Genomic DNA, 24,090 nt, shown 5'->3' with positions numbered 1-24,090 from the left:
GGATCAATAGGGGTAATAGGGGGAAATCATAATATAGACGATGACACCGGTAACGGCCACATACAACCAAATGGGAAAAGTATATTTGGCCCATAGCCTATGGCTCTCAAAATCGTCCAGATAAACTTTTGAGTATGTGATGAGCACCAAGGGAATCACGGAGATGGAAAGCACAATGTGCGTCATCAAAATAAAGTAGTATACGTATTTCATGGTCCCTTCACCTCCATACATGGTAGTTTCCGAGGTCATGTGATAGGCCACATACATGATCAAGAACAGTGCCGAGAACACAATGCAGGTGGTCATTAATTTTTGGTGGAGGGAGCGCCTGCCATTTTTAATAGCAATTACAGCAACGACCAACATAATGGCCGTTATCCCATTTATGGACGCATAGATGGGCGGAAGGAAACCCAATGGTTTTGCATTAGGTATTTTATATCCAAACAACAATGCCACCACCAAGGGAATGGCTATGGATGTAACAGTGATCCATCTATTGAACTTTTTTTCCCGTATAGAAACGTCCTCGGTCATTCTGCCAATAATTTTTTAATGTCCTCTTTTAACATGGTGATCTGCTGGGCCTCTCCCTCGGCATTCACTCCTTCTTTTTCAGTGATGGTGCCCCTATAGTAGATCAAGGGGTTTCCAAATTCATCTTCACGGGAACGAATATACCCATTTTTGTCCACCAAAGCGAACATTCCCGAATGCTCAAAACCGCCCGGTGCGTCCTCTACTTCATTGGCCAAAATATAGAACCCCTCTTGTGCCAACGCATATATTTTTTCTTGATCTCCGGTGAGCAAATGCCAATCTTTGTCCACTATGCCATACTTTTCGGCATACTTTTTAAGCACCGATGGGGTGTCGTACCTTGGGTTGATGGTAAAAGATGCCACTCCAAAATCCTCATTTTTCTTGAAGGTCTCTTGCAACTCCACCAAGTTTGTGGTCATGATGGGACAGATTGTGGGGCAGGTGGTAAAGAAAAACTCCACCACATACACTTTTCCCAAGTAGTCCTTATTGGAGACCAACACACTGTCCTGATCCAGAAATGAGAATTCGGGCACTTTGCGTTTTTTTCCATCGTTCACGACAAATCCCACCTTCTGTTGCAGTGAAGCGACACTCATGCGGTCGTTCTCCACAATGGTGCCTCCTTTTACCCTCTTGGTAATTTCATAAACGGCAAATGTTCCGAAAATGAGAATGATCGCAGAGACCCAAACGTAGGTGTATTTTTTCTTGTTATTTGCTCCTGTCGGCATTGTTCTTTTTTAAAGCGAGTCTATATTCGGCCAAGATGATCTTGACATCGTCCTCCATTTTGTTGTTCAATTCGGCCACCGAAGAGGTATCAAATCCATATTTCAGTCCTTCATCCTCGTCATCTTCCCGACCCCTAAGGTTACGGTCCTTGTCAATGATGAACACATAGGGAGTAGAAAGGTCATCATCAAGGTCTGTGTTTGTTTTCAGGTCCTTGAAAAAGGACTTTATCTGTTCCTGTTCCCCAAAGGCAAAGTGCCATTTGTCCACATTGGACAATTGTCCCAGTTCTTCCTTTAGGATATTGGCCTGTTCCTCATTCCCTTTTGGAACCACCATCACCACCTGAAAATCGGTGAACTCCCCGAACCTTTTATATATCTTTTGGTTCAGGTTGAAGGCATTTCCTTTCATGCTCTCCACTTTGGTGCCCAAAAAACCCAAAATAGTAATCTTGCCATTCAAGGTCACCTCTTGTTCCATTGTGGGCACATCGGGAATGTTTTGCGTCAGCACAGGTAGTTTTCCAAAGTTGTTGACCCCTGATGCAAAGAAGAGATAGGCCACCAATGGAAACACAAACAGCACCACTAAGACAAATGTTTTTTTCATAGCTTTCCCGACTTTGCAAAAATAAAAAAAGACGGTTGGAAAACCGTCTTTTGTTGCTGTTAATACTTTCTTAGAAATCCCAGGTTATGAATCCATCCTTGTACACATTGTATACATAATCCGCTTCGAAGAGCAGTATGAAGATCAAGTAGCATATCAAGAAAATAGGGGTCCAGACGATGGCCCTTCGCAGGGAGCTTTTCTCATCGCGCAAGTGCATGAAATCCCAAGCAATGTAATAGGCCTTCACTAGGGTGAGCGCGATAAAAATCCAGTTGAGGAGTTTCATCCCTAAAAAATAGCTATGGGTCAGCGCCTTAGGCTTAATGATACCAAAGGCCACCTCGATTGCAGTGATTATGGTTAGAAAAACCAATACTCCCCAAATCTTCTGGGTGTTCGATTTGAATTTTACAAGTCCTCTGAAAATCTCAAGTTTATGATCGTGTGCCATTTATATCGTCAAATTTTATACCAAGTAAAAGAATGTAAATACGAATACCCATACCAAATCCACAAAGTGCCAGTACAGACCTACTTTTTCCACCATTTCATAATGCCCCCTGCGCTCATAGGTGCCCAAGATGACATTGAAGAAGATAATGATGTTGATCACCACTCCCGAGAATACGTGGAAACCGTGGAACCCTGTGATAAAGAAAAAGAAATCGGCAAACAGGCGGCTACCATACTCGTTGTGGATCAGGTTTGCACCTTCCACTACCTGTGTGGCCTCCATGATCTTGGCCAAGGATTCCTTCCTGTCCAGAATGGTCTTTTCACCCTCTTCGTTCAGGAATTCTGTACGGATAAGGATATTTGGAGTGGCCTTAAAACCTTCCACCACCTCGTTCAGAGAATAGGAGGTCTTGTAACCTTCCCCCTCGAACCATATACCTTCACTTTTTAGGTGTTTCACTCTTTCTTCCGGAAGGGTCTCGGCAAAATCTGCCAAAGCGGCCCTTTCACCGGTCTCCGCATTCACAAATTGAAGGATTCTTCCTCCCTTGGTCTCCAATGCTCCGTAATCCCCTTTGATGAAAGTGGCCCATTCCCATGCCTGCGATCCCACGAATATGGCACCCCCGATAATGGTCAGGAACATATAGATCACGACCTTGCTCTGCTTCATTTTATGTCCGGCATCCACAGCAAGTACCATGGTCACGGAAGACATGATCAGAATAAAGGTCATAAAGGCAACATAGTACATGGGGTAATTTCCATGGAAAAAGGGCACGTGGGTGAACACCTCATCGGCAATGGGCCAAATGTCTATGAACTTGAACCTAGAAAAGCCGTACGATACCAAAAAACCTGAGAAGGTCAAGGCATCGGAGACAATGAAAAACCACATCATCATTTTTCCATAGCTAGCGCCCAGTGGTTTGTTTCCACCTCCCCAAACGCTTTCTTCTGTACCGGTAGTCACCGTTGCATCCATATAAAAGGTCGTTTTATTAAAACTTTCACAAATTTACACCTTTTGGCATATTTGAAAAGATAAACTTGAACGAAAACTGCTTTGTCCAAGATTTATTTCACGAAATACATGAACAGTATCAAATACACCCAAAGGAAATCCAAAAAATGCCAAAATGTGGCACCGAGCTCCATTCCCAACATATCCCCTGGCATGTACTTTCCCCTCAACTGCTGCACCATCACTACCAAAAGGGAAATGAGGCCCGCCACAAGGTGGGCTATGTGCACCGCCGCTATCAGGAACACGTAGGACATCTTTATATTGCTTGTGGGACCCGTAAAATAGTACCCGTTCTCCAACATCTGGGAAAAACCCTTGAACTGGAACACAATGAACGAAATGCCAAGGGCCAAAGTGACCAATAGAAATATGGTTCCCAGCTTTTGGTCATTTCTCCCCACTGCCTTTTTGGCCACGAAATAAGTAATACTGCTCAAAATAATGATGGCCGTACTGATGAAGAATGCCTGTGGCAGCTCCAGATCACTGATCCAATCTTCCCGCTTACTGCTCACGATGTAGGCACTGGTCCACCCGGCAAAGCCCATGATCAAACTCACAATTCCGAACCAGAGCATCATTTTCTTTGCTCTTCTGTTCTTTTCTTCTGCCGTTCCTTGGGTCAAATCCATTTCTTAACTGATAAATTTATCCATTACATATACCACCTGAATCAACGATATATAAGTGACACTGGCCAACATGAGCTTCCGTGCCGTTGCGTTGTCCCTCTTCTCATACAGTTTGAAGGCAAAAAGCAACATGACCAGGCCGGCCAAAAACACGATCACTGCCGCCGTGACCGACAATTGCAACCTTCCCGTGAATCCAAATACAGGTACGATGGAAATAACTATCATCCAAATGGTGTACAATATGATCTGCATGGCCGTTCCAGTATCCTTGTTTCCGGTGGGCAACATTTTGAAGCCTGCTTTTTTATAATCTTCATCCAACATCCAGCCCAGCGCCCAAAAATGGGGAAACTGCCAAAAAAATTGGATCATGAATAGTGTTCCAGGTTCAATCCCAAAATCGTCCGTGGCGGCTACCCATCCCAACATAAATGGAATGGCCCCCGGAAAAGCGCCTACAAATACGGAGAGGGGCGTCTTGGTCTTTAAGGGTGTATAGACACTGGTGTACAAAAAGATGGAAATGGCCCCGAACATGGCTGTTTTAGGACTCAAGGCCAAAAGCGACAATACCCCAAGTATGGTCAATGTGACCGCTATGGCAAGTGCTGTTTTTGGCGACATGCGCCCCGAAGGGATGGGACGGTTCTTGGTCCGCTTCATCAAAGCGTCCAGGTCCTTTTCAATGATTTGGTTGTACGCATTGGAGGCCCCGACCATACAATATCCACCAAAGGTCAGCAACAAAAGGGAAGTGATACTTATCTCATAGGCCCCCAAAAAATAACCTGCAATGGACGAAAAGACCACACTGACGGCCAATTTGGCCTTGGTGATTTCCTTAAAATCGGAAAAGGCCAAGGAAAATGAGATGCTTTTAACGGATCCTACTGCAGATTTCATCCACGAACTGAATTGACTGGCAAAGATAACGCCGACATGTATCTTTTCCAACCAAAGAGAAGGTTTTATGATAGTTGGCAAAAAACTAAAACAGGATCGCATAAAAAAAGCCCTGACGTTTCCATCAGGGCTTTTTCCATTCCTGCCTCGACAGGAATTGTATACTTATTATTGTAACTTAAATGTAATTGGAATACTGAACGGTACCTTAACTGCTCTTCCCCTTTGTTTTCCTGGAGTCATTTTAGGCAGTTTTTGGATGATCCTCATGGCCTCGGCTTCCAAGTTCTTGTCCGGTCCACGCATTCTGATATCCCCGATACTTCCATCTTTTTGGATCACGAAGATTACGCTCACCCTACCTTGAACTCCCATTTCTTGGGCGATTTCAGGATAGCGGAAGTTTTTACGGATGTGGTCCTGCATTTTCTCTTGGAAACAGTCCTTTTTGTTGGCTGCGTTTTCGCAACCTGGGAAAACAGGTACGTCCTCGATAACGGCAAATGGAACACTGATATCTTCTTCTACCTCTTCTACCTCAACTTCTTCGATCTCTATGACTTCTTCTTCCTGACTGGTCTCTGTGGATTCGATCACGGTTTCCTCGACTTCTTCCTCATCTTCCACAACCTCGATGACCTCCGGTGCCGCTGGTGGCGGTGGTGGTGGTGGTGTCTTGATCTGTTCGGTCATCGGCACTTCCTCGTCCAACTGATCCTCAACGTTCATCGAAATGTCATAGTCGTTAGCCTTGTCGTATTTCTTCCACTCCATGGCTCCATAAACCAACGCCAAGACAGCGGCCAACCCTATCACAAAATAGAGCGAGCTGTTTCTTCCTACGTCAGCTTTTGGATTCTTTTTTGGTTCCATCTTTCTAAATTTAGTGTTTGCTAATTTAATTATTAATTGGTTAAATAAACAATTAAAATTTCCATTTTAACGGCTTTTCCTTGGAAAAAAGCCACCGAACTAGTCCGATTCCTGCAAATGCCCCTAAGCTATTCGCGATAACGTCCCCAAATTCGGCCATGCGGTCTTCTGTGAGCGTGTACTGTAAAACCTCAATAACTATGCCATAGGATACGGCCAAGATCACGATTACCCTTGTCGCCTTTCCCAAGGACCAAAGCCCTTTGGTGCGCTCTCGGACCAGTAGACAACCAAGTATGGAAAAGACCAAATAGAAGGTGAAATGCACCATTTTGTCCGCATAGGGGATGTTCAGATTGCCCTCGTCCAAATCCATATCCGAGAAAGAAAATAAGCTGAGCATTGTGATGAACAATACCCAGCTTATGAACAATACGGTGTATCTGTAATGCCTAAGCACCTATCAATGCCTTGTAGTCTTCGTCGCTCATCAGTTCGTCAACCTCGGAAGGATCGCTGATCTTGATCTTGATCATCCAGCCCTCACCATAAGGATCCGTGTTCACTTTTTCGGGTTCGTCCTCCAAAACTTCATTGAACTCGATGATCTCACCGCTCAAGGGCAAGAAAAGATCGGAAACGGTCTTTACGGCCTCAACGGTCCCAAAAACTTCCTCCTTGTCCAAGGTTTCATCCAAAGTTTCCACTTCCACATATACGATATCCCCCAATTCGCCCTGGGCAAAATCGGTAATGCCCACAGTGGCAATGTCCCCATCTATCTTGACCCATTCATGGTCCTTGGTGTACTTCAATTCTGACGGTATGTTCATTATAGCAGTGTTTGAATTTGTCGATGGGCAAATGTAACGGATTGTGGACTGCTTTTCAAACAAACCGATGAACAAAATTCAAGAAATTCCCAACCCCTTCCTTAGTTGCCAAAATTGTAACGAAGGGTAAAGCCCGCATTGATGGTGGTCTGCGGAAATGCCGTGGAAACCGCAAATTCCGAGAAGGAATGGTCGTAGAAGAAAAGGGCGTTCAAACTCTTGCTCAAGGCATAGTCTGCCGTGAACTTGACGGACATGAGCTTTTGACCCGAAGTGATCTGGTTGTTGTCGATGTCCAAGTTGCGGATGATGGTAATGTTGTCCCGCAACGAAAGGTCGGCCTTGAGGTTAAGATCCCCTTTCAAACGGGTCTTTTCCCCACCAATGTTGGTGACAAATTTCACGTCCTTGAACCGATAGCCCAATCCAAGGGTATATTCCTTACCGTTGATCTCCGTGAGCAGGTTGTTGTCAAAGCTCAGGGAAAGTGTCCTATCCGTTCTGATCTCTGCCAAGAAGCTGAAGGAATTCTGCATTTCAAAGTCCATGCGCATCAAGGGATTGAACTGGTCGGTCAGCACCACGTTGTTGATCAAGGTTTCTGGTAGCACATCGTTGGTCTCTGGGTCGATGGTGGTGTTCTCCCGTTCCAAATTGGTCTGGAACTGGTTGATGCTATAGGCCGCACGGTAGCCATGGCTCAAAGAGAACCGTTTGAATTTCTTCTTGAACCAACGGTTTTTCATCAAACCTGTGTACTTGATGTTCCAGTTCGGAATCGGGATTTCCCTAAAAGCATCCAAGTTCACCCGGTTCACGTCCTGCCCTGTGTATGCTGCAAAGAAAGCAGGGAGCAATACCTCTTGCTGGGTCTTTCCGTAAAGTTCAGGAAACCCATCCTCATCAAGTGTACCTGGATTTCCTCCGCGGTCGGCCACCAATCTGTTGGCAATGGTGATCCTGTTCTGCTTGAACTGTTCAAAAGTCTCGGAATCGAATTGGTCGCTCTTGTTGAAAATGGTCCCGATCATCACCGTAGAGATGCTGAAATTCCCCATTTCGTTGACCAAGCCATCTTCAAAATTGATCCATCGCTCAGGACTGTAATTTTCCTGTGAGTTGCTCGTAAACTGTCTGTCCGCCGTCAAATCGATGGTCAGGTCCTGTGTCGGTTGTGCGGTAGCGGTAAGGTTCAACTGTTTGTTGGCACTCCTTATATATTGTGAGTTGTATTCTGGATAGGTGGTCAGCCACCCGTTTCGGGCCGCTTCGTAGCGCACATCGGACTGACTTCCGAACACAAACCCAAAGGTTGGGCGCGTTGTACCTATGAACCCAACGGATTGGGTGTAACCCGGAAGCACTGTTCCCCTATTCTCACTATAGTTGACATTGATACGCTTGACCATCGTCACGATGTCCACCAACGTATTGAAGCCTTTACTTGTCTTTTTCGGTGCATTTTCATCGGTACCACTCACCGGGTTGCCCGCTTTGTCCCTTCGTACAGGGGGCTGGTTGGCCAGTACCTTGCCACCTTTTTTCTTCAACCCCAAAAAGTCGTAGAACCGTTGCATGCCCAAATTGGCCGTCAGGTTGTGGGTGCTTGCGTTCTGGACAATATTGATGTTTTCCCCTGCCACTTCGATCAATGCATCCCCACCACGTTGCCAATCAAAATTACTGGTATAGGTATATTGCGCGTTGATGAAATTGAGGAACGGAAACTTACTGAAGGGCAGCTCGTAGTTCAATTGCATCTGCTGGGCATGCCTATTGGGCTCTCCAATATCAAAGAATCCATCCCAAAGGCCAAGCGTTTGGTCAATGCCCGAATCGGGGTCTTCATCCACATTGAAATAATTGCGGACAATGTTGTTGTTGGAGGCCGTCAGGTTCAACCGAAGGGATTTGGTGATGCTATAGTTGAGGGCATATTGCCAGTTGAACATATAGTTTCGCTGCTGCAAAAGTGGTAATTCCAACAAATCTGCATTATTATCATTTGAAACTGAACGAAACCTCTGTTGATTGAAAGAACGAAGATAGTTTGCATTCACCGACAGACTTGTGGGCAGTGCATTAAAATTCAAATCCTTAAGCCATTGCCAATATCTGCTTGTGAACAATGAATCTTTTTTGGCGAAAGGAGCCACGGGTGCTGGTTTAAAATTGTGGTTATATACAAAACCCGTGTTCACATTCTGATCTTGAAGATCGGCCACTTCAAAATCCCTGTGATTGGTTTCATTATAGGAATAGTTGAAGGTGAAATTTTCCACATCAAAGAAGTTGGCCTCCGCCTCTTCCCCTCTATTCTTTCTGACCCCGATTAAGTTGATGCTAGTCCGTTTGGTATAATCCTCAGCCCTCTTTCTTGTATCTTCAGCCTGTTCTGGAGTAGGCGCGGCTGCAATTAAGTCCTCCAATTTAAGATCATCGTAAACTGGGTCAAACTCTGGGGTGATCAAGGTTTCTGAAATCCCATAGTTGAACGGCAACTGTATGTTCCATTTTTTGGGTAATAGTTGTCCCACGTTCACATTGGTGACCACATCATAGGAGATGGCATCTTCCCTGGAACGCTCGTTCGGCATTTGATCAATTGAACCAAACCCTGAGGTACTCTTGCTCCCCGTAGCGGAAACATTGGCAAAATCGGCCATGTTGGCGTCCATGGCCACTATGGCTGCCCAACCTCCATTATTGTCAAGGCCGGCCAACCGAAGTTCATTGAACCAGACTTCGCCCCGAGCCGGAACATCATCAATGTTCTTGATGCCGACCATCATTCCACGGATACTTCCCAATGAGGGGTTACCCCGAATACCAATACGCACGCGTCCCAAAGTCCTTGGCGCAAATTCTGCCACGGGAACGGCCTCCCCATCCACAATCTCATAATAATTGACATCGTTCAGGGTCTGTTCAGCAATTCCCTTGGACTTTACCTTGTTCAGATCGCTCAGCGCAATGTCAAGTTCATTCACCGAGGGCCAAATCTCTTCTGCAGATGTGGAACCAAATGGGGTAAACTGGAGCGGAAGTTCTATTTGATAGAAGTTTTCCGAGAAATCGGTACCTATCCGAAGGAAACCGACCAAGGGCGTATCGCTATCAGAATAGTCCCCGTTCATTATTTTTTCGGCGTGCATGAACATCTTGATGCGTTGGTATTGGCGCACATCGATGTTCACGTTCTTGAACACCCCCCGTGAATCCTCGGACTCCAAGTTTTCCACTACGAACGACAATGACTGTTCGTTCTGACGAATGATGGTGTTGTTGTTGTTCAATTGTTCCCTGATCACTCCAGGAGGCAATACGTAAGGAATGGGTTGCCTTCCATAATTTTCTTCAATGTTCACTGTGTTCACATCAGTCACTGTGGCATCATCGGTGGGATCGTTGTCCACATCGGGCTGCAGGGAATTGGTATAGGTCCTCCAATCGCCACGCACCAAATCCAAAGTTGCAAAACGCAATACCACATCATCCGAAAAACCGGTAAGATACATTCGCATGAAACTGATGGACCTAAAGTCGGCGATACCTCCCACGGCATCGGTAAAATCACTCAATGGAATCTTATACTGGATCCATCGTCTGTTCAATTGGGTGCCATTGGGAAGCGTGGGCGTCATTCCTTCCCGGATATCCGTTACATATTTATCATCAATAGTGACATTGGGGCCTATCGGAATTCTGTATTCATAATAGCTGTTCACCGTGTTCATGGTAAGGTCCCTATCGATGTCCTCCACATCGGGCAAAGTGGTGGAGCCCCTATTGGTGTTCGTCACAGCCACGGGCGAGTTGCCTTGGGTATTGTTAAAATCAAGATATCGTTCCAAAACCCCACCTTCGCGGTTCAAATAATATTGATAGTTGTCCAAAGCTGGATCTTCCGCAGGACCATTATAAATGGTTGCTTCGGCAGCGTCATCCAAGCCATCTAGACCTACATCCTGAAGAACCCTGTTGGTCTCGTCCGCATCAAAGGCATAGACCAAGGACTGTGTTGAAGGCACTTGTCCCCAAGGGGTTTCCCGGGGAATCTCGTTGTTGGTACTCGCTGGCAATCCATTTTCGTACTGCTTGCGACCATCCCTCAATATATCTTCCGAAATATTGCCCAGGTTGAGCACCAATTCCCCTGCGTTGGTATTGGTGGTCTCGCCGTCCACATAGGGGTCAAGTACCCAAAACTGCACAAACTCCACATTGGACTGTTCAAAGTTGGTACTGCTCAACGGACGCATGATACCTGCCCATTTGTTGGCTGCCGTTTCGGTCTCAAAACTTGGATTGGCATTGTAGGGTCCTTTTTGATTGGGATAGTACACGATGTCCAACGTGCTCTGCACCTGTGTCTGCCCTTGGGCAATGTCCGTCTCGGTGAACACCTCATCAATGAACACCCTTCGGGTCGAGTTTAGGGAAATATCGTTATCGGACATCCCTGATGGTCTTTGGTTGGTGTAGAAAATGGGGTCGATGGTGTACCAGGCCATTTTGGCGCGTTCATGGCCCACATCTATTCCAGTGCGGTCCTGTAAAAATTCAACCGGCGGGCTGGCCAAGGTCCACCCTAAGGAAGAACGGATATCTATCAAGGCCTGCGCTCCCTCAAAATCATCGAGATAGGTGGTGGTCTCCCCCCTGAAATCGGCATTTTTGGGCGAATTGGGTTTTAAAAAGGCCACTTCTCCACGCAAGGACATATTGGAAGGCACATCGGTATCGATATTTGGCAATTTGTTCGCCAATCGGGTCAAAAATGGCAACTCCGTACTAAAGTTTCCGTTCAATCCGAAAATAGTATTGTTGACGGGCTCCACCCCATAGTTGGATTTTTGGGTAAGGGGTCGCTCATTCAGGTTGATCATGGTACCTCCCAAAACAAAGTTTTCATTGAATCTGTGTTCCACATTGACTCCTGCAAACCTTCGGGTCTGTTGGCCAAAAACGGCATTGTTCTCCACCGAAATATTGATGGGGGTGTCGGATGCCGCCAAACTGGGATCCAGTATCTGTACCGTCCCCGCCTGATAGTTTACCGTATAGTCTATGCCTTCCTGAAGCTGACGCCCCCCGGCAGTGACACGCACGGACCCTCTAGGCACGTTGAAAGCCCCGATCGGAATACCATTGTTTCCCTGTGACTTGTATCTTCCCTTCAACTGGAAACGGTTCTTTTCCGCATCCTGAAGCGAAGCGGCCTTGGTCTTGGCATACATGTTCCTAAACACGTAGCGCCTTTGATTGGCGTTGTACCCTTGATCGTTATTGACATCGTAGACCCCACCGCCCAACTCGTTGAACAGGTATTCCCCAAAAGGCTCCACCTTTGTGAAAATGATCCGTCCAGACTGGGAATCCACGGTTATTCCTTCATAATAATCGAAAAAGCCATCTCCTCCAGGCTGCACATCGTTGTATACGTTCAATCGGTCCAAGTTGAAGACCCTCAATAATATTTGATCCTCAAGCCCATCCGGCCAACCCGCGTTCGGATCTACAGGTGTGATGTAGTTCCGCGGCGTGGGATCGGAGTATAGGATGTTCAGTTTGAAGTCTTCCTGGCTCAACTGATAGGCTCCTGTGGAGTATATGTTTTTCATCATCAAGTCCCAAATAGGGTCTTCCACATTGGTGATGTTGCTCTTGAGCAGTTTCAAGATCAAGGTGTTGTTCTCGATAATGGGATTGACACCCCCCGATACCGTTGTGGCATCGACCCCTCCGTTGGCAAATTCCCCAACTTGGAATACCTGTCCGTTTATGGTATATTGGAAAGCGACCCCAAGTACTTCGTCGTTGCTCAAGCTCTGGCTCAAAGAGATGTAGCCCAATTGGGTGTTGAACTGATAATCCCTGCCCTGTTCCAGTTTTCGGGCATTTTCCAAAATGGCATAGTCAAAACCTTGGTTCACCTGATACCCTGGAACATTGAACCCTGCTTCCACTGTGGCAATGTCCCGGATGGACTGCGTCAATGCACCTCCATTCCCAATCAACTTGGGATCATAATCGTTAGCGGCGTTCTGGGGCAACACGTCCGTTCCCATGATATTGAAAAACCCTGCAGGATCACCATTGGCAATCCCTATCCTGGTCTTTTCGCGGCCATTTCTTCCCAATTCGGATTCCCCTAAATCTTGGATGGCCACCACGTTCCTCACATTTTGCGTCTGTTGGTTCCGGTTGGTCACCCAAACTTCCAAACGGGTAATCTGCACTTGGCTCTGTATGAAGGGATAGTTCTGGAGGGCACGATCATAATTGTCCCTAAAATAATGGGCCAAGAAAAAGTGGCGGTCCTCATCATAGTCCAAAGCGGTCAGGGAGAATTCATTCACTGTTCCCCCGCCTTGGGCCACAACGGTATTGTTCTGCGATCGTTGTTCGGAAAAAACGGCGGTCACCGTGGTCTTTCCAAACTGCAATTGTGTCTTGACCCCGAACAGGCTCTGTGCCCCTGTGATGAGCGAGCTGTTCAAGGGCATGTTGACGTTACCTATTTCAATTTTGCGAAGAATGTCATCTTCGGTAGGCGTATAGTCCAGTTTGACGAGGTTCTGAAAATCAAACGTGGCCTCGGTGTCATAATTGGCCGTCACCTGGAGTCGTTCCCCTACTTTTCCCAACAAGCTCAGACTGATGCGCTGGTCAAAATCGAAGGAGAGATTGGTCCGGTTTCTGGGCGAAAGGGCCGGATTGTCATTTTTTTGCCACAGGACCCCAAGGTCCATTGCCACGGAACCTTGTGGGACCACTTCAATGGTGTTTCCTCCAAAGATGGACTCAAAGAAACTGCTGTTCACATAAAAATTGGGCAAGAGGTTTTTTCTAGCTTCCTCACTACCTTCTTTTCTACCTGTAAAGGCGTCTATTTTTTGTTTGAAATAAGATCTCATCTGTTCCTTTTGGACCAGATCATAATATTGCTCTGGGGTAAGGATGATGGGATGGTTGATATTGAAGTCCCCTACACTTTCGGTATAGATGTACCTATCGGTCTTGGGGTCGTAAGTGTATTTGGCAATGATGCTGTCAGGATTCTCCAAAATGAGGCGACCAAGCTCAACTCCCGATGGTACGGTATCTTGAGCCTGTTCGTTGGTCTCCTGTCCGAAAATTGCGGTTATGGACAGGAAACAAACCACAAAGAAGAAGTACTTAAAGCTTGTTGGTTTAAGTATTGGTTTTGCCCCTTTTTTCAAACTAGTTACAAATTTTTCAGCGCCCGTTTAATAATGTTCTCAACGCTTAGCGAAGCGTCTTGGGACAACACCTTCTCGACCACCTTTTCAGATTGTCGTCTGGCGAAACCAAGAACCTCTAATGCAGATAACGCTTCTTCTTTATTTGTATTGTTTGATTCTGTTGAAACTTCACCCATGTCCAGGACTTTCAAAATCTTGTCCTTGAGGTCCAAGATCACACGCTGGGCCGTCTTGGCCCCGATCCCTTTGACAGCCTGTATGGAAGCTACGTCCCCACTAGCAATGGCATCCCTCACATCGGTAGGGGAAAGGGAGGACAACATGGTCCTTGCCGTGCTGGACCCCACCCCTGAGACCGAGATCAACAAGCGGAAAATCTCACGTTCCGACCTTTCCATAAAACCGAAAAGGGTATGGGAATCTTCCTTGATCAATAAATGGGTATATATATGGATGTTCTCTTCGTCTTTCAGCAACGAAAAAGTGTGCAGCGAAATGTTCAGAAAATAGCCCACGCCATGGCACTCCACTACCACATAGGTGGGATTTTTTTCTACCAGTCTTCCTCTTAAATGGTCGATCATAGTCTTTCCGGATTGTTCGGCAATCGATTTGGAACCTTATTCCGCTTCCATTCTAGCCTTTTTCCTTTTTTCGCGTTCTTGGGCATCAATGACCGCAACGGCGGCCATGTTCACCATTTCATCCACACTGGCACCCAATTGCAGGATGTGGGCCGCCCTGGGCAATCCCAACATGATGGGACCGATGGAATCCGCTTCGTTCAGTCCCTTGAGCAGTTTGTAGGTGATATTGGCCGATTCCAAATTCGGAAAGATCAGCGTGTTCACCTTTTTACCGGATATTTTTGAAAATGGGAAATTATTGTTGCACAGCTCTTGGCTCAGGGCAAAATCAGTCTGGATCTCTCCATCCACGACTAGATCGGGATCTGTTTCGTGCAATATCCGAACCGCCTCCTTCACTTTTTGTGCATGTGGGTGACTAGACGATCCAAAGTTTGCATAAGAAAGCATGGCCATCACAGGGTTGAAACCAAAGGTCTTTGCCACATTGGCGGTCATTCGTGCAATCTCTGCCAAATCCTCTGCAGTTGGATCAATGTTGATGGACGTATCTGCCAAGAAAAGTGGGCCCCGTTCGGTGATCATGATGTTCACCGTGGAGGCATTTTTCACTCCTTTGGCCCTTCCCAGCACCTCGAATACGGGACGGAGCACCCTTGGGTAAGATCTTGAATATCCCGAGATCATCCCATCGGCATCGCCTTCTTGGAGCATCATGGCGCCAAAATAGTTGCGCTTGCCCATGTTCACACGAGCACTGTACTTGGTCTCTCCCTTGCGTTTTCTGGACTCCCAGAGTTTCAATGCATATTTTGTCCTCAACTCCTTGGATTCATCTGCCCTTGGATCAATGATCGGTACCTTGGCATCAAAATCGAGTTCTTTCTTAAGGTTCTCTATGGTCTCCCTATGCCCTAAAAGTATGGGGGTCGCAATGCCCTCATCGTGGACAATCTGTGCCGCTTTCAGCACATCCAACAATTCCGCTTCGGCAAAAACGATACGCTTGGGGTTCTGTTTGGCCCTATTGTGCATCAATCGGACCACTTTGTTGTCGTTGCCCGATCTTTGGTAGAGTTCCTCCTCATACCTATCCCAGTCTTGAATGGGATACTTGGCCACACCACTTTCCATGGCTGCCCTTGCCACTGCTGGCGGGATCTTGGTGATCAATCGGGGATCAAAAGGTTTTGGGATGATGTAGTCCCTCCCAAAGGCCAATCGTGTGGTATCATAGGCAATGTTCACCTGCTCTGGCACGGATTCCCGGGTCAAATCGGCCAAGGCCATGACCGCGGCCATTTTCATTTCTTCGTTGATCTTGGTGGCCCTGACATCCAAAGCCCCCCTAAAAATAAAGGGGAATCCCAACACATTGTTCACTTGGTTAGGATGGTCCGAGCGGCCTGTTGCCATAATGATGTCCTTTCGGGTCTTGCAGGCCAGGTCATATTCGATTTCTGGGTCTGGATTGGCCATGGCAAAAACGATGGGGTCCTTCGCCATGGACTTGAGCATCTTTGGCGTAACAATATTGGCTATGGAAAGCCCGATGAACACATCGGAATCCACCATCGCCTCATCAAGTGTGTCTATTTTACGATCGGTAGCAAACTCTGCTTTTTCCGAGGAAAGGTTTTCCCTGTCGCTTCGGATGACCCCCTTGCTGTCCAACATTACTATGTTCTCCCCACGTGCGCCGAACGCTTTGTATAGACGGGTACAGGAAACGGCGGCGGCTCCTGCGCCACTGACCACGATCTTCACTTCCTCTATTTTCTTATTGGCGATTTCCAGGGCATTGAGCAAGGCTGCTGCCGAAATGATGGCGGTGCCGTGCTGGTCATCGTGCATGACCGGAATGTCCAGTTCTTCCTTCAGGCGCCTTTCTATCTCAAAGGCCTCGGGTGCCTTGATATCTTCCAGGTTGATGCCCCCAAACGTAGGGGCTATGGTTTTGACAGTTTCAATGAACTTATCTACGTCCTCAGTATCCAATTCAATATCAATCCCGTCGATATCGGCAAAAATCTTGAACAGAAGGCTTTTTCCCTCCATCACGGGTTTTGATGCCTCCGGGCCAATATTGCCCAATCCCAGAACGGCCGTTCCGTTGGATATGACAGCAACAATGTTTCCCTTGGCGGTATATTTATAGACATCGTCCTTGTTCTTTGCGATCTCCAAACAAGGTTCCGCTACTCCGGGGGAGTAGGCCAATGCCAAGTCTCTTTGGGTGGAATACGGTTTGGTCGGTACTATCTTTATCTTTCCTGGTTGTGGCTTTGCGTGATAAAGTAACGCTTCCCTTCTTTGTTTTTCCTTACTCATATAGTAGCTAATGAAAGAGTAAAGGTAGGGCATTCCATGGTTTTTAGGTAATACCATAAACACCAATTTTGATATAAAATCAAACCTTAAACCACAATAAAGGTTTTAAGCCCCCTTCTATATCTCCGGGATTTCCACATCCAGTTCGGTATCCCTCTTGCTTTTGGGAAGGGTGAGCCGCATGGCCAAAATTGCTGCGACAACAAAGCAAGCCCCGGCAAATAGGATAGCATTCACGGAATTTGCCACCAACAGATGCTTAAAGATAGGACCAAAAGAAATGGTCTGTATAAACATGGGAATCACAATCATCATATTCAAAATTCCCATATATACCCCCCGGCGTTGCTGTGGCACAATTTTGGAGACCATGCTGTAAGGTATGCCCATCATGGCTGCCCAACCTATACCGAACAATACCATGGGATACAACACATGGACAGGATCTGAAATCTGTGGAATGGCAAAAAGGGCAACGGCCGTGCCAACCAAGCTTAAAGCATAAACCTTCTTACCCCCGAAGCGCACTGTCAATGGCACCAAAAGAAGCGCAACGACCGTAGTCACAATATTATAAGTCAAACTCATTGTTGCTGCTTGGGCAGTTGCTTCGGAAGTATCCATTTCCATGGTGACTCGCAGAAGCGGCGTAATGAATTGCCAATACACAAACAATGCATACCACTGGAAAAGATAAACCGCAGCTATTTTCCACATGAACCTAGGCATATCCTTTACAGCATTCCCCACTTCCAAGAAAGGGGCCAAAACATCTGCAAACTTTTTAATCGAGGTATTGTCCGTATTCTTTTTTATCAGGCGAAAAAGGTAAGAGAACCAAACAGCACAAATCAACAGCACGATGACCACCCATAAATTGATGTCTTCGAACAAAGCTGGGTATTGTTTGCCAATTAAAAAGCCCAATAACAAGGGTAGTGAAAAAAGGATGAATACCACTCCTACTATCTGGACAAATGCAGAAGGCTTGCCTTTGTTAAATTCACGTATGCTTTTTATTTCTTCCTCACTTGGGGGAATCTCAGGAGTTTTCCATACCGACCATAGAATGGTCGCTATGGACAAAATGGAACCTATCAGAAAAGGGTAAAATACCCATTTGGGGATTACGCCAATGACTTCTGGCTCTTCAGCGCCAAAAAATTTCTGAAAAAAAACAATGGCCCCAGTCGCCAATAAAATCCCAGCCCCGACAAAAAGACTTTGCATTTGGTAACCCAAACTCAACTGCTCATCTGGGAGTTTATCCCCAACAAAGGCACGATAGGGTTCCATAGCCATGTTGTTGCCCACATCCAAAATCCAAAACAACCCAGCGGCAAACCACAGGGAAGGGCTTTGGGGAAAGGCAAAAAGGCAAATACTTGCCATAATTGCGCCTATCAAAAAGAACGGTTTCCTACGGCCCCATTTAAACGACCATGTTTTGTCCGAAATCGCCCCAACTATTGGCTGGACCACCAATCCGGTTACAGGGCCTGCTATGTTCAGTATGGGCAGCATCTCTTCTTTTGCACCAAGCCAAAGAAAAATAGAGTTCACGGCACTCTGCTGAAGCCCAAAGCTATATTGGATCCCAAGGAACCCAACGTTCATATTGAAAATCTGCCAAAAACTCAATTTGGGTTTTGTAATCTTGATCATGGTCGGAGTTCGGTTAGTTTTGTTATCTGGCTTTTGGGCAAATATCAATTCCTCAAAAAAAACACCTTCAATATAGCATTTTTTCCATCCAAATCATCAAATGAAGCATTTTTGGCAATTATGTGCTGTGATTTTTATTCTTGATGAAGTCGATGTTTCGCTTCAAGCCAGAAAGTTTGGCCCGTTTCACCGCTGATTTTTGGAACACCTTTTTGAAAACATCTTCAGTGATTTCTTCCCAATCCTTTTTAGTGAATGACAACAATTCTGGATGGGGGTCGAACAAAGGTTCCCGGTGCGGTTTGGAAAATCGGTTCCAGGGGCACACATCCTGGCAGACATCGCATCCGAACATCCATTCATCAAATTTTCCCTGGAACTCCCCGGGAATTTCATTTTTCAGTTCGATGGTGAAATAGGATATGCACTTGCTCCCATCCACCACATAGGGCTCCACGATGGCCTCGGTGGGGCAGGCATCGATGCAAGCGGTGCAGGTACCGCAATGATCGGTGACCGGCGTGTCGTATTCCAATTCCAAATCCACGATCAATTCGGCAATAAAATAAAAAGAACCCACTTTTTGGGTCAACAGGTTACTGTGCTTCCCGATCCAGCCCAGACCACTGCGGGATGCCCAAGCCTTGTCCAGTACAGGCGCGGAATCCACAAAGGCCCTACCATATACTTCCCCGATTTCTTCTTGGATGAAATGCAACAGACTTTTGAGCTTGTCCTTTATCACAAAGTGATAATCCGTTCCGTAGGCATACTTGGAAATCTTATAGGAATCTGGGTTTTGCTGTTCAGACGGAAAGTAATTCAACAACAAGGAAATGACCGATTTGGAACCTTCCACCAGTTTTGTGGGGTCGAGACGCTTGTCAAAATGGTTTTCCATGTACTGCATCTCCCCATGCCTGTTCTGGTTGAGCCATTTTTCCAAACGAGGGGCCTCCTCCTCCAAAAATCCTGCTTTGGAAACACCGCAAGACAAAAAACCGAGGCGCTTGGCTTCGGTCTTGATCAAATCGGTATGAACTCTTTTAGAATTTGTCATTGTGTACTTCCAATAGAAATGGAAGCACCAAGATACAAAAGGTGACGAACTATTCTTGGGGAGGTGGGGGAATAAGCATATCGTAATCCTTTGCGGTTGCCAATACTTTTTGAATTGTCTCTGGGTGCACAGATTTCTGAACCGCATCGGTTTCGGTTTCAGAAACACCAAAGGTTTCAAAAAAAGATGAAAAGCCTTTCGGACTATGAATGTTGACCCATGTACAAGGCTGATTTTGCTTATTGCTAAAGGTATGTAAGGTTCCTGGTGGCACATCCACCGATTCCCCCGCCCTACACACTTGAATCTTGCCATCAATGAAAAACTCCAATTCACCGGCTATCACCAAAAAAGCTTCCTTGTATTGAGTGTGTATGTGCGGAGGCGGCCCTTGCGCCTCTGCCGGTGTTTCACAGACCACCATATCATAATCACCAGTAGTTGGATGCAGGGTTACCTTTTGCCCTAAAACCCATTTTGAAGCATTGCTTTTCATTTTCGTGAGATTTTTGTCTCACAAACATATAGATTAATTTTCTTTGTTCAAAATTTTACGAGATATTTGTCTCATGAAAAAGGAACACTTACAATCTGGCCGAAAAAGCCAAAAACAGGAAACCCGAAAGAAAATTCTGCTTGCAACCCAACAACTTCTGGAAATGGGCAAGGAGCCCACAATGGAGGATATTGCGGAAAAAGCAGGTATTTCTAGGGCTACCATTTACAGATATTACACCAACGTAGATGCCATTTCCACAGAACTCCTGCTCCAGCTCAATGTACCCGATCCCACAGTTTTGATGGAACAGTACAAAAACAGCTCTTTACTGGAAGCCATGCTGGGGTTTCAAAAAGCCTATCTCAAATTTGCGCTGGACAATGAAAAGACCTCCCGAAAATTTTTGGCAGCCGTTCTCTCCTCATCCAACCCAAAACTTCAAAGAGGGCAAAATAGAATTTCGGCCATCGGTGCTTATTTTGATTCAAACACCATTGCCCTAGATATGAAAACGAAGAATAAACTAAAGAATATTTCTGTGGTACTGATGGGCATTGAATCCATCATTGCTACCAAAGATGTCTGTGACCTGACCACGGCAGAATCCATCGAAACATTGGAATGGGGATTGGAGATGATTATAAAAGGCTGTCAAAAAGAGTAATAAGCAATCAGAAAAGCCCTCCTTGAACGCCTCCCTTTATTCGGCCTAAATGTTTATAGGCCAATTCCGTGACCTCACGACCTCTTGGGGTTCGCATGATGAACCCCTGTTGGATCAAAAAGGGCTCATAGACTTCTTCAATCGTCTCGGCACTTTCGGACACTGCCGTGGCCAATGTGGTAATCCCTACAGGGCCGCCTTTGAACTTATCGATGATGGTGGTCAGGATCTTGTTGTCCATTTCGTCCAGTCCATGGGCATCCACATTGAGGGCCTTCAGCCCAAACTGTGAGATTTTCAGGTCGATGTTCCCATTTCCTTTGATCTGGGCAAAATCCCTGACCCTTCGCAACAGGGCATTGCAAATCCGTGGGGTGCCCCTGCTCCGTCCGGCAATTTCAATGGCCGCTTCTTGGGAAATGGGTACCTTCAGGATTTCCGCACTTCGTTCCACAATGGTGGAGAGCAGTTCCGTATCATAGTATTCCAATCGGCTCTGGATGCCAAACCTTGCCCGCATGGGAGCTGTCAGTAATCCGGAGCGGGTAGTGGCGCCTATCAAGGTGAACGGACTCAGATTGATCTGGACGGTCCTGGCATTTGGCCCGGTCTCGATCATGATATCGATCTTATAATCTTCCATGGCCGAGTAGAGGTACTCCTCAACAATGGGGCTAAGCCGATGGATCTCGTCAATGAACAGCACATCCCGCTCATCGAGATTGGTGAGCAAACCCGCCAAATCGCCCGGTTTGTCCAAAACAGGACCCGAGGTCACTTTGATGCCCACGCCCAACTCGTTGGCCAAAATATGTGCCAGTGTGGTCTTCCCCAGACCCGGAGGTCCGTGAAAAAGGGTGTGGTCCAATGCCTCTCCTCTCAGATTGGCGGCCTGCACAAAAACCTTTAGGTTTTCCAATACCTGGGCCTGCCCCGTAAAATCATCAAAAGTGATGGGACGGAGGGCCCTTTCAATATCGAGCTCCTCTTGGGAAAAATTACTGGCCGTTGGATCTAAGTTTTCGTTCATTACTCAACAAATATAATTGAAAACCCCATCCGCCTGAAACCATTCTTCCTAAAATGAGTTTTCGCGGCCATCTTAAAAATCTAAGCCTTACCTTAGTTATATCAAACAAACAGCTTGCCCGATCACAACAATGAGTACCATGCACGACACCGATTATTCCAAAGGAATCCTCCAATATATCCCTTTCTTCTATGTAATATGGTCCGATGACCTGCTGTCCACTTCTGAAATTTCCGTGGTGATGAAGACCATTGAACAAGATGATTCGTTGGACACCAATGAAAAAGAACAATTGCTGCTTTGGCTGAATACCGAAAATCCTCCAAGTGACACGGAACTAAAAAATTGGAAGCATACCATTGCCACTTCCGAGGTCAAACTCATTGAAAGTGAAACTTATCCTCTGGCTTCTTTTAGCCAACGGTTAACCCAACAACAAAATGGAATCGGTTTCAATGACCACCTGAAACACATTGAGATCAACCTGGGAATACAGCCCAACCACTACAACCACTTGTTCGATGTGGAAGTGGTCCACAAGAAAACCTCGGACCAATATGATGCAACTATCCTTGATAAGATCCTGAAAGGACCACATGCCGAAACGGTGGATAGGTTCCGGGAATTTTTGGACCAGCCCATCTTTAGATGGGAAATCCTTCGGAATAAAGCGGATTTCAGGGCCAGAATATTGGAACAGGTACAGACCCTGGCAAAGAAAGGATATGGTGCCATGGCCTATTCTGCTGAATATGGGGGTACGGGAAACATGCCTGCCTATGCCGCCATTTTTGAGCATTTAATGTTCGTTGATGGAAGTTTGGCGGTCAAGTTCGGGGTGCAGTTTGGCCTATTTGGGGGAAGCATCCAAAAATTGGGTAGCAAGCGGCACCACGACCAGTACCTGACCAATGCCGGCACTACCCAACTGCTTGGCTGCTTTGCCATGACAGAGACGGGTCACGGTTCCAACGTACGTGGTATCAGGACCACCGCAACCTACGAACCAACTTCGGACTCTATCGTGATCCAGACCCCTGGCAAAAATGACAACAAGGAATACATTGGGAATGCCCTGCACTCCAAAATGGCCACAGTTTTTGCCCAACTGATTGTGGATGGAAAAAATGAGGGCGTGCATGCCATTCTTGTACCGATACGCAATGAAAAGCATGAGGAGCTTGAAGGCATCACCATTGAGGACAATGGTTACAAACTTGGCCTGAACGGGGTGGACAACGGTAAGATATGGTTCAACAATGTAAGGGTTCCCCGCGAAAACCTTCTGAACAAGTATGGTGAGATACGTGACGACGGCACCTACTTCTCCTCCATCAAAAACCCCAACAAAAGGTTCTTTACCATGTTGGGCACCTTGGTGGGCGGACGTATCTGTGTGGCCCGTGGCGCGCTTGGAGGGGCAAAGATGGCACTTTCCATTGCCGTGAAATATGCCTTGAACCGAAGACAGTTCAATGATAGCGTGAAAATCCAAGAGGACCTGATCATGGACTATCCCACCCATCAAATCCGGTTGACCCCCTCCATTGCCAGTGCGTATGTGTACCATGTGACCTTGGAAGAGATGATGAAACGTTACAGCGATGACTCGCAACCGGACAAACGAAAGATAGAGACACAGGTCGCCGGACTGAAATCGATCATTACCTGGTTTGCGAACGATACCATCCAAGAATGCAGGGAGGCCTGTGGTGGTAAAGGGTACCTGTTGGAGAACCGGATTGCCGACCTGAAGGGGGATGTGGACATCTTTACCACTTTTGAAGGCGACAACACCGTATTGCTGCAATTGGCCGCCAAAGGCGTTCTGTCCGATTTTCAGGCGGAATTCAACAGTGCAGGATTTACCTCGGTGCTCAAATTGTTGCAAAGCCAGCTTTCGGACACGTTGACGGCTATCAACCCGCTTTATTCCAACAAAGTGGACGCCGAGCATCTGTACAATCCCAAGTTCCACAAGCATGCTTTCAGTTACCGCACCCGAAGGCTGACCTATACATTGGCCATGCGCATCCGAAACTACATCAAAAAGGGGGTGCCTTCCTATCAAGCCTTCCTTAAGGTACAGACCCATTTGTTGGCTTTGGGAAAAGCTTATAGTGTAGAATTGGCCTATGGGGTATTCCATGATTTTTGTGAAACCGTCACCGATGCGGAGCACAAAGATTTATTGGAAAAATTGGGTACGCTCTACGCCCTTAACGAAATCCATGCGGATACCCGATGGTTCTTGGAACAGGGATATATTGGTGGGACCAAGTCCAAGGCGATACGGCAGCGGGTGGAACGATTGTCCACCGAACTGCGCCCCCACATTGAGGTTTTGGTGGACGGTTTTGGGATTCCGGAACATTGCCTGACCGCACCGATTGCCCAATAGC

Annotated in this window: 19 protein-coding genes; 2 read left to right on the top strand and 17 right to left on the bottom strand. The window is 46.5% G+C overall.

The features are described from left to right. Window positions 1-3: 3 nt before the first annotated feature. The 16 genes from D2V93_RS17255 to D2V93_RS17180 form a co-directional block, all read right to left on the bottom strand. Complete coding sequence (locus D2V93_RS17255; protein WP_119620284.1) at window positions 4-540, bottom strand: DUF420 domain-containing protein; 537 nt, start codon at window positions 538-540, stop codon at window positions 4-6. After that, window positions 537-1,280: an SCO family protein gene (locus tag D2V93_RS17250; protein ID WP_119620283.1), complete on the bottom strand. Its 744-nt coding sequence runs from the start codon at window positions 1,278-1,280 to the stop codon at window positions 537-539. The genes D2V93_RS17255 and D2V93_RS17250 overlap by 4 nt, the downstream gene beginning before the upstream one ends. Next, window positions 1,261-1,893: a hypothetical protein gene (locus tag D2V93_RS17245; protein WP_119620282.1), complete on the bottom strand. Its 633-nt coding sequence runs from the start codon at window positions 1,891-1,893 to the stop codon at window positions 1,261-1,263. The genes D2V93_RS17250 and D2V93_RS17245 overlap by 20 nt, the downstream gene beginning before the upstream one ends. 70 nt (window positions 1,894-1,963) lie before the next feature. After that, window positions 1,964-2,347 (bottom strand): cytochrome C oxidase subunit IV family protein, encoded by a 384-nt coding sequence (locus D2V93_RS17240; RefSeq protein WP_072878244.1) that lies wholly within the window; start codon window positions 2,345-2,347, stop codon window positions 1,964-1,966. A 15-nt stretch (window positions 2,348-2,362) separates the two neighbouring features. Continuing rightward, window positions 2,363-3,337, bottom strand: coding sequence for a cytochrome c oxidase subunit 3 (locus tag D2V93_RS17235; protein WP_072878242.1), 975 nt, complete (start codon window positions 3,335-3,337; stop codon window positions 2,363-2,365). 92 nt (window positions 3,338-3,429) lie between these two features. Next, window positions 3,430-4,011 (bottom strand): cytochrome c oxidase subunit 3, encoded by a 582-nt coding sequence (locus D2V93_RS17230; RefSeq protein ID WP_119620281.1) that lies wholly within the window; start codon window positions 4,009-4,011, stop codon window positions 3,430-3,432. Window positions 4,012-4,014: 3 nt separating this feature from the next. Then, a complete protein-coding gene (cyoE, locus tag D2V93_RS17225) occupies window positions 4,015-4,917 on the bottom strand; it encodes a heme o synthase (RefSeq protein ID WP_119620280.1) in 903 nt (300 codons plus the stop codon). Between the two features lie 168 nt (window positions 4,918-5,085). Continuing rightward, window positions 5,086-5,790 (bottom strand): energy transducer TonB, encoded by a 705-nt coding sequence (locus D2V93_RS17220; protein ID WP_072878237.1) that lies wholly within the window; start codon window positions 5,788-5,790, stop codon window positions 5,086-5,088. Window positions 5,791-5,842: 52 nt separating this feature from the next. Then, window positions 5,843-6,250: a VanZ family protein gene (locus D2V93_RS17215; RefSeq protein WP_147377428.1), complete on the bottom strand. Its 408-nt coding sequence runs from the start codon at window positions 6,248-6,250 to the stop codon at window positions 5,843-5,845. Beyond that, window positions 6,243-6,623 (bottom strand): glycine cleavage system protein GcvH, encoded by a 381-nt coding sequence (gcvH, locus tag D2V93_RS17210; RefSeq protein WP_119620278.1) that lies wholly within the window; start codon window positions 6,621-6,623, stop codon window positions 6,243-6,245. The genes D2V93_RS17215 and gcvH overlap by 8 nt, the downstream gene beginning before the upstream one ends. 101 nt (window positions 6,624-6,724) lie before the next feature. Then, entirely contained in the window at window positions 6,725-13,849 is a 7,125-nt protein-coding gene (gene sov / locus D2V93_RS17205; RefSeq protein ID WP_119620277.1) for a T9SS outer membrane translocon Sov/SprA, read from the bottom strand. A gap of 5 nt (window positions 13,850-13,854) precedes the next feature. Beyond that, window positions 13,855-14,436, bottom strand: coding sequence for a Holliday junction branch migration protein RuvA (ruvA, locus tag D2V93_RS17200; RefSeq protein WP_119620276.1), 582 nt, complete (start codon window positions 14,434-14,436; stop codon window positions 13,855-13,857). Window positions 14,437-14,472: 36 nt separating this feature from the next. Next, on the bottom strand, window positions 14,473-16,770 hold the full coding sequence (locus tag D2V93_RS17195) for an NADP-dependent malic enzyme (RefSeq protein WP_072878226.1): 2,298 nt from the start codon (window positions 16,768-16,770) through the stop codon (window positions 14,473-14,475). A 117-nt stretch (window positions 16,771-16,887) separates the two neighbouring features. Further along, window positions 16,888-18,435, bottom strand: a complete 1,548-nt coding sequence (locus D2V93_RS17190) for an MFS transporter (protein WP_119620318.1) — start codon at window positions 18,433-18,435, stop codon at window positions 16,888-16,890. 118 nt (window positions 18,436-18,553) lie between these two features. Beyond that, a complete protein-coding gene (gene queG, locus D2V93_RS17185) occupies window positions 18,554-19,495 on the bottom strand; it encodes a tRNA epoxyqueuosine(34) reductase QueG (protein ID WP_119620275.1) in 942 nt (313 codons plus the stop codon). Window positions 19,496-19,544: 49 nt separating this feature from the next. Continuing rightward, window positions 19,545-19,991: a cupin domain-containing protein gene (locus D2V93_RS17180; RefSeq protein WP_119620274.1), complete on the bottom strand. Its 447-nt coding sequence runs from the start codon at window positions 19,989-19,991 to the stop codon at window positions 19,545-19,547. Between the two features lie 73 nt (window positions 19,992-20,064). Here D2V93_RS17180 and D2V93_RS17175 point away from each other — a divergent pair, with 73 nt between their 5' ends. Continuing rightward, window positions 20,065-20,658, top strand: coding sequence for a TetR/AcrR family transcriptional regulator (locus D2V93_RS17175; RefSeq protein WP_119620273.1), 594 nt, complete (start codon window positions 20,065-20,067; stop codon window positions 20,656-20,658). A gap of 7 nt (window positions 20,659-20,665) precedes the next feature. Here D2V93_RS17175 and ruvB read toward each other — a convergent pair whose 3' ends face one another. Next, a complete protein-coding gene (gene ruvB, locus D2V93_RS17170; RefSeq protein WP_072878220.1) occupies window positions 20,666-21,688 on the bottom strand; it encodes a Holliday junction branch migration DNA helicase RuvB in 1,023 nt (340 codons plus the stop codon). A 139-nt stretch (window positions 21,689-21,827) separates the two neighbouring features. On the opposite strand from ruvB, the gene D2V93_RS17165 reads away from it, so the two are divergent. After that, window positions 21,828-24,089, top strand: a complete 2,262-nt coding sequence (locus D2V93_RS17165; protein ID WP_119620317.1) for an acyl-CoA dehydrogenase family protein — start codon at window positions 21,828-21,830, stop codon at window positions 24,087-24,089. Window position 24,090 lies beyond the last annotated feature (1 nt).

The sequence above is a fragment of the Flagellimonas taeanensis genome (assembly GCF_003584105.1).
GTDB classification, from domain to species: Bacteria; Bacteroidota; Bacteroidia; order Flavobacteriales; family Flavobacteriaceae; genus Flagellimonas; species Flagellimonas taeanensis.
Note: the sequence above shows the minus strand (reverse complement) of the source record. Positions and strands in the feature narration are given on the sequence as shown.

What these genes read in the sequence shown, in the direction of transcription:
- D2V93_RS17255 (WP_119620284.1), bottom strand. Translation starts at nt 540, where the DNA reads ATGACCGAGGACGTTTCTATACGGGAAAAAAAGTTCAATAGATGGATC.
- D2V93_RS17250 (WP_119620283.1), bottom strand. Translation starts at nt 1,280, where the DNA reads ATGCCGACAGGAGCAAATAACAAGAAAAAATACACCTACGTTTGGGTC.
- D2V93_RS17245 (WP_119620282.1), bottom strand. Translation starts at nt 1,893, where the DNA reads ATGAAAAAAACATTTGTCTTAGTGGTGCTGTTTGTGTTTCCATTGGTG.
- D2V93_RS17240 (WP_072878244.1), bottom strand. Translation starts at nt 2,347, where the DNA reads ATGGCACACGATCATAAACTTGAGATTTTCAGAGGACTTGTAAAATTC.
- D2V93_RS17235 (WP_072878242.1), bottom strand. Translation starts at nt 3,337, where the DNA reads ATGGATGCAACGGTGACTACCGGTACAGAAGAAAGCGTTTGGGGAGGT.
- D2V93_RS17230 (WP_119620281.1), bottom strand. Translation starts at nt 4,011, where the DNA reads ATGGATTTGACCCAAGGAACGGCAGAAGAAAAGAACAGAAGAGCAAAG.
- cyoE (WP_119620280.1), bottom strand. Translation starts at nt 4,917, where the DNA reads ATGAAATCTGCAGTAGGATCCGTTAAAAGCATCTCATTTTCCTTGGCC.
- D2V93_RS17220 (WP_072878237.1), bottom strand. Translation starts at nt 5,790, where the DNA reads ATGGAACCAAAAAAGAATCCAAAAGCTGACGTAGGAAGAAACAGCTCG.
- gcvH (WP_119620278.1), bottom strand. Translation starts at nt 6,623, where the DNA reads ATGAACATACCGTCAGAATTGAAGTACACCAAGGACCATGAATGGGTC.
- ruvA (WP_119620276.1), bottom strand. Translation starts at nt 14,436, where the DNA reads ATGATCGACCATTTAAGAGGAAGACTGGTAGAAAAAAATCCCACCTAT.
- D2V93_RS17195 (WP_072878226.1), bottom strand. Translation starts at nt 16,770, where the DNA reads ATGAGTAAGGAAAAACAAAGAAGGGAAGCGTTACTTTATCACGCAAAG.
- D2V93_RS17190 (WP_119620318.1), bottom strand. Translation starts at nt 18,435, where the DNA reads ATGATCAAGATTACAAAACCCAAATTGAGTTTTTGGCAGATTTTCAAT.
- queG (WP_119620275.1), bottom strand. Translation starts at nt 19,495, where the DNA reads ATGACAAATTCTAAAAGAGTTCATACCGATTTGATCAAGACCGAAGCC.
- D2V93_RS17180 (WP_119620274.1), bottom strand. Translation starts at nt 19,991, where the DNA reads ATGAAAAGCAATGCTTCAAAATGGGTTTTAGGGCAAAAGGTAACCCTG.
- D2V93_RS17175 (WP_119620273.1), top strand. Translation starts at nt 20,065, where the DNA reads ATGAAAAAGGAACACTTACAATCTGGCCGAAAAAGCCAAAAACAGGAA.
- ruvB (WP_072878220.1), bottom strand. Translation starts at nt 21,688, where the DNA reads ATGAACGAAAACTTAGATCCAACGGCCAGTAATTTTTCCCAAGAGGAG.
- D2V93_RS17165 (WP_119620317.1), top strand. Translation starts at nt 21,828, where the DNA reads ATGCACGACACCGATTATTCCAAAGGAATCCTCCAATATATCCCTTTC.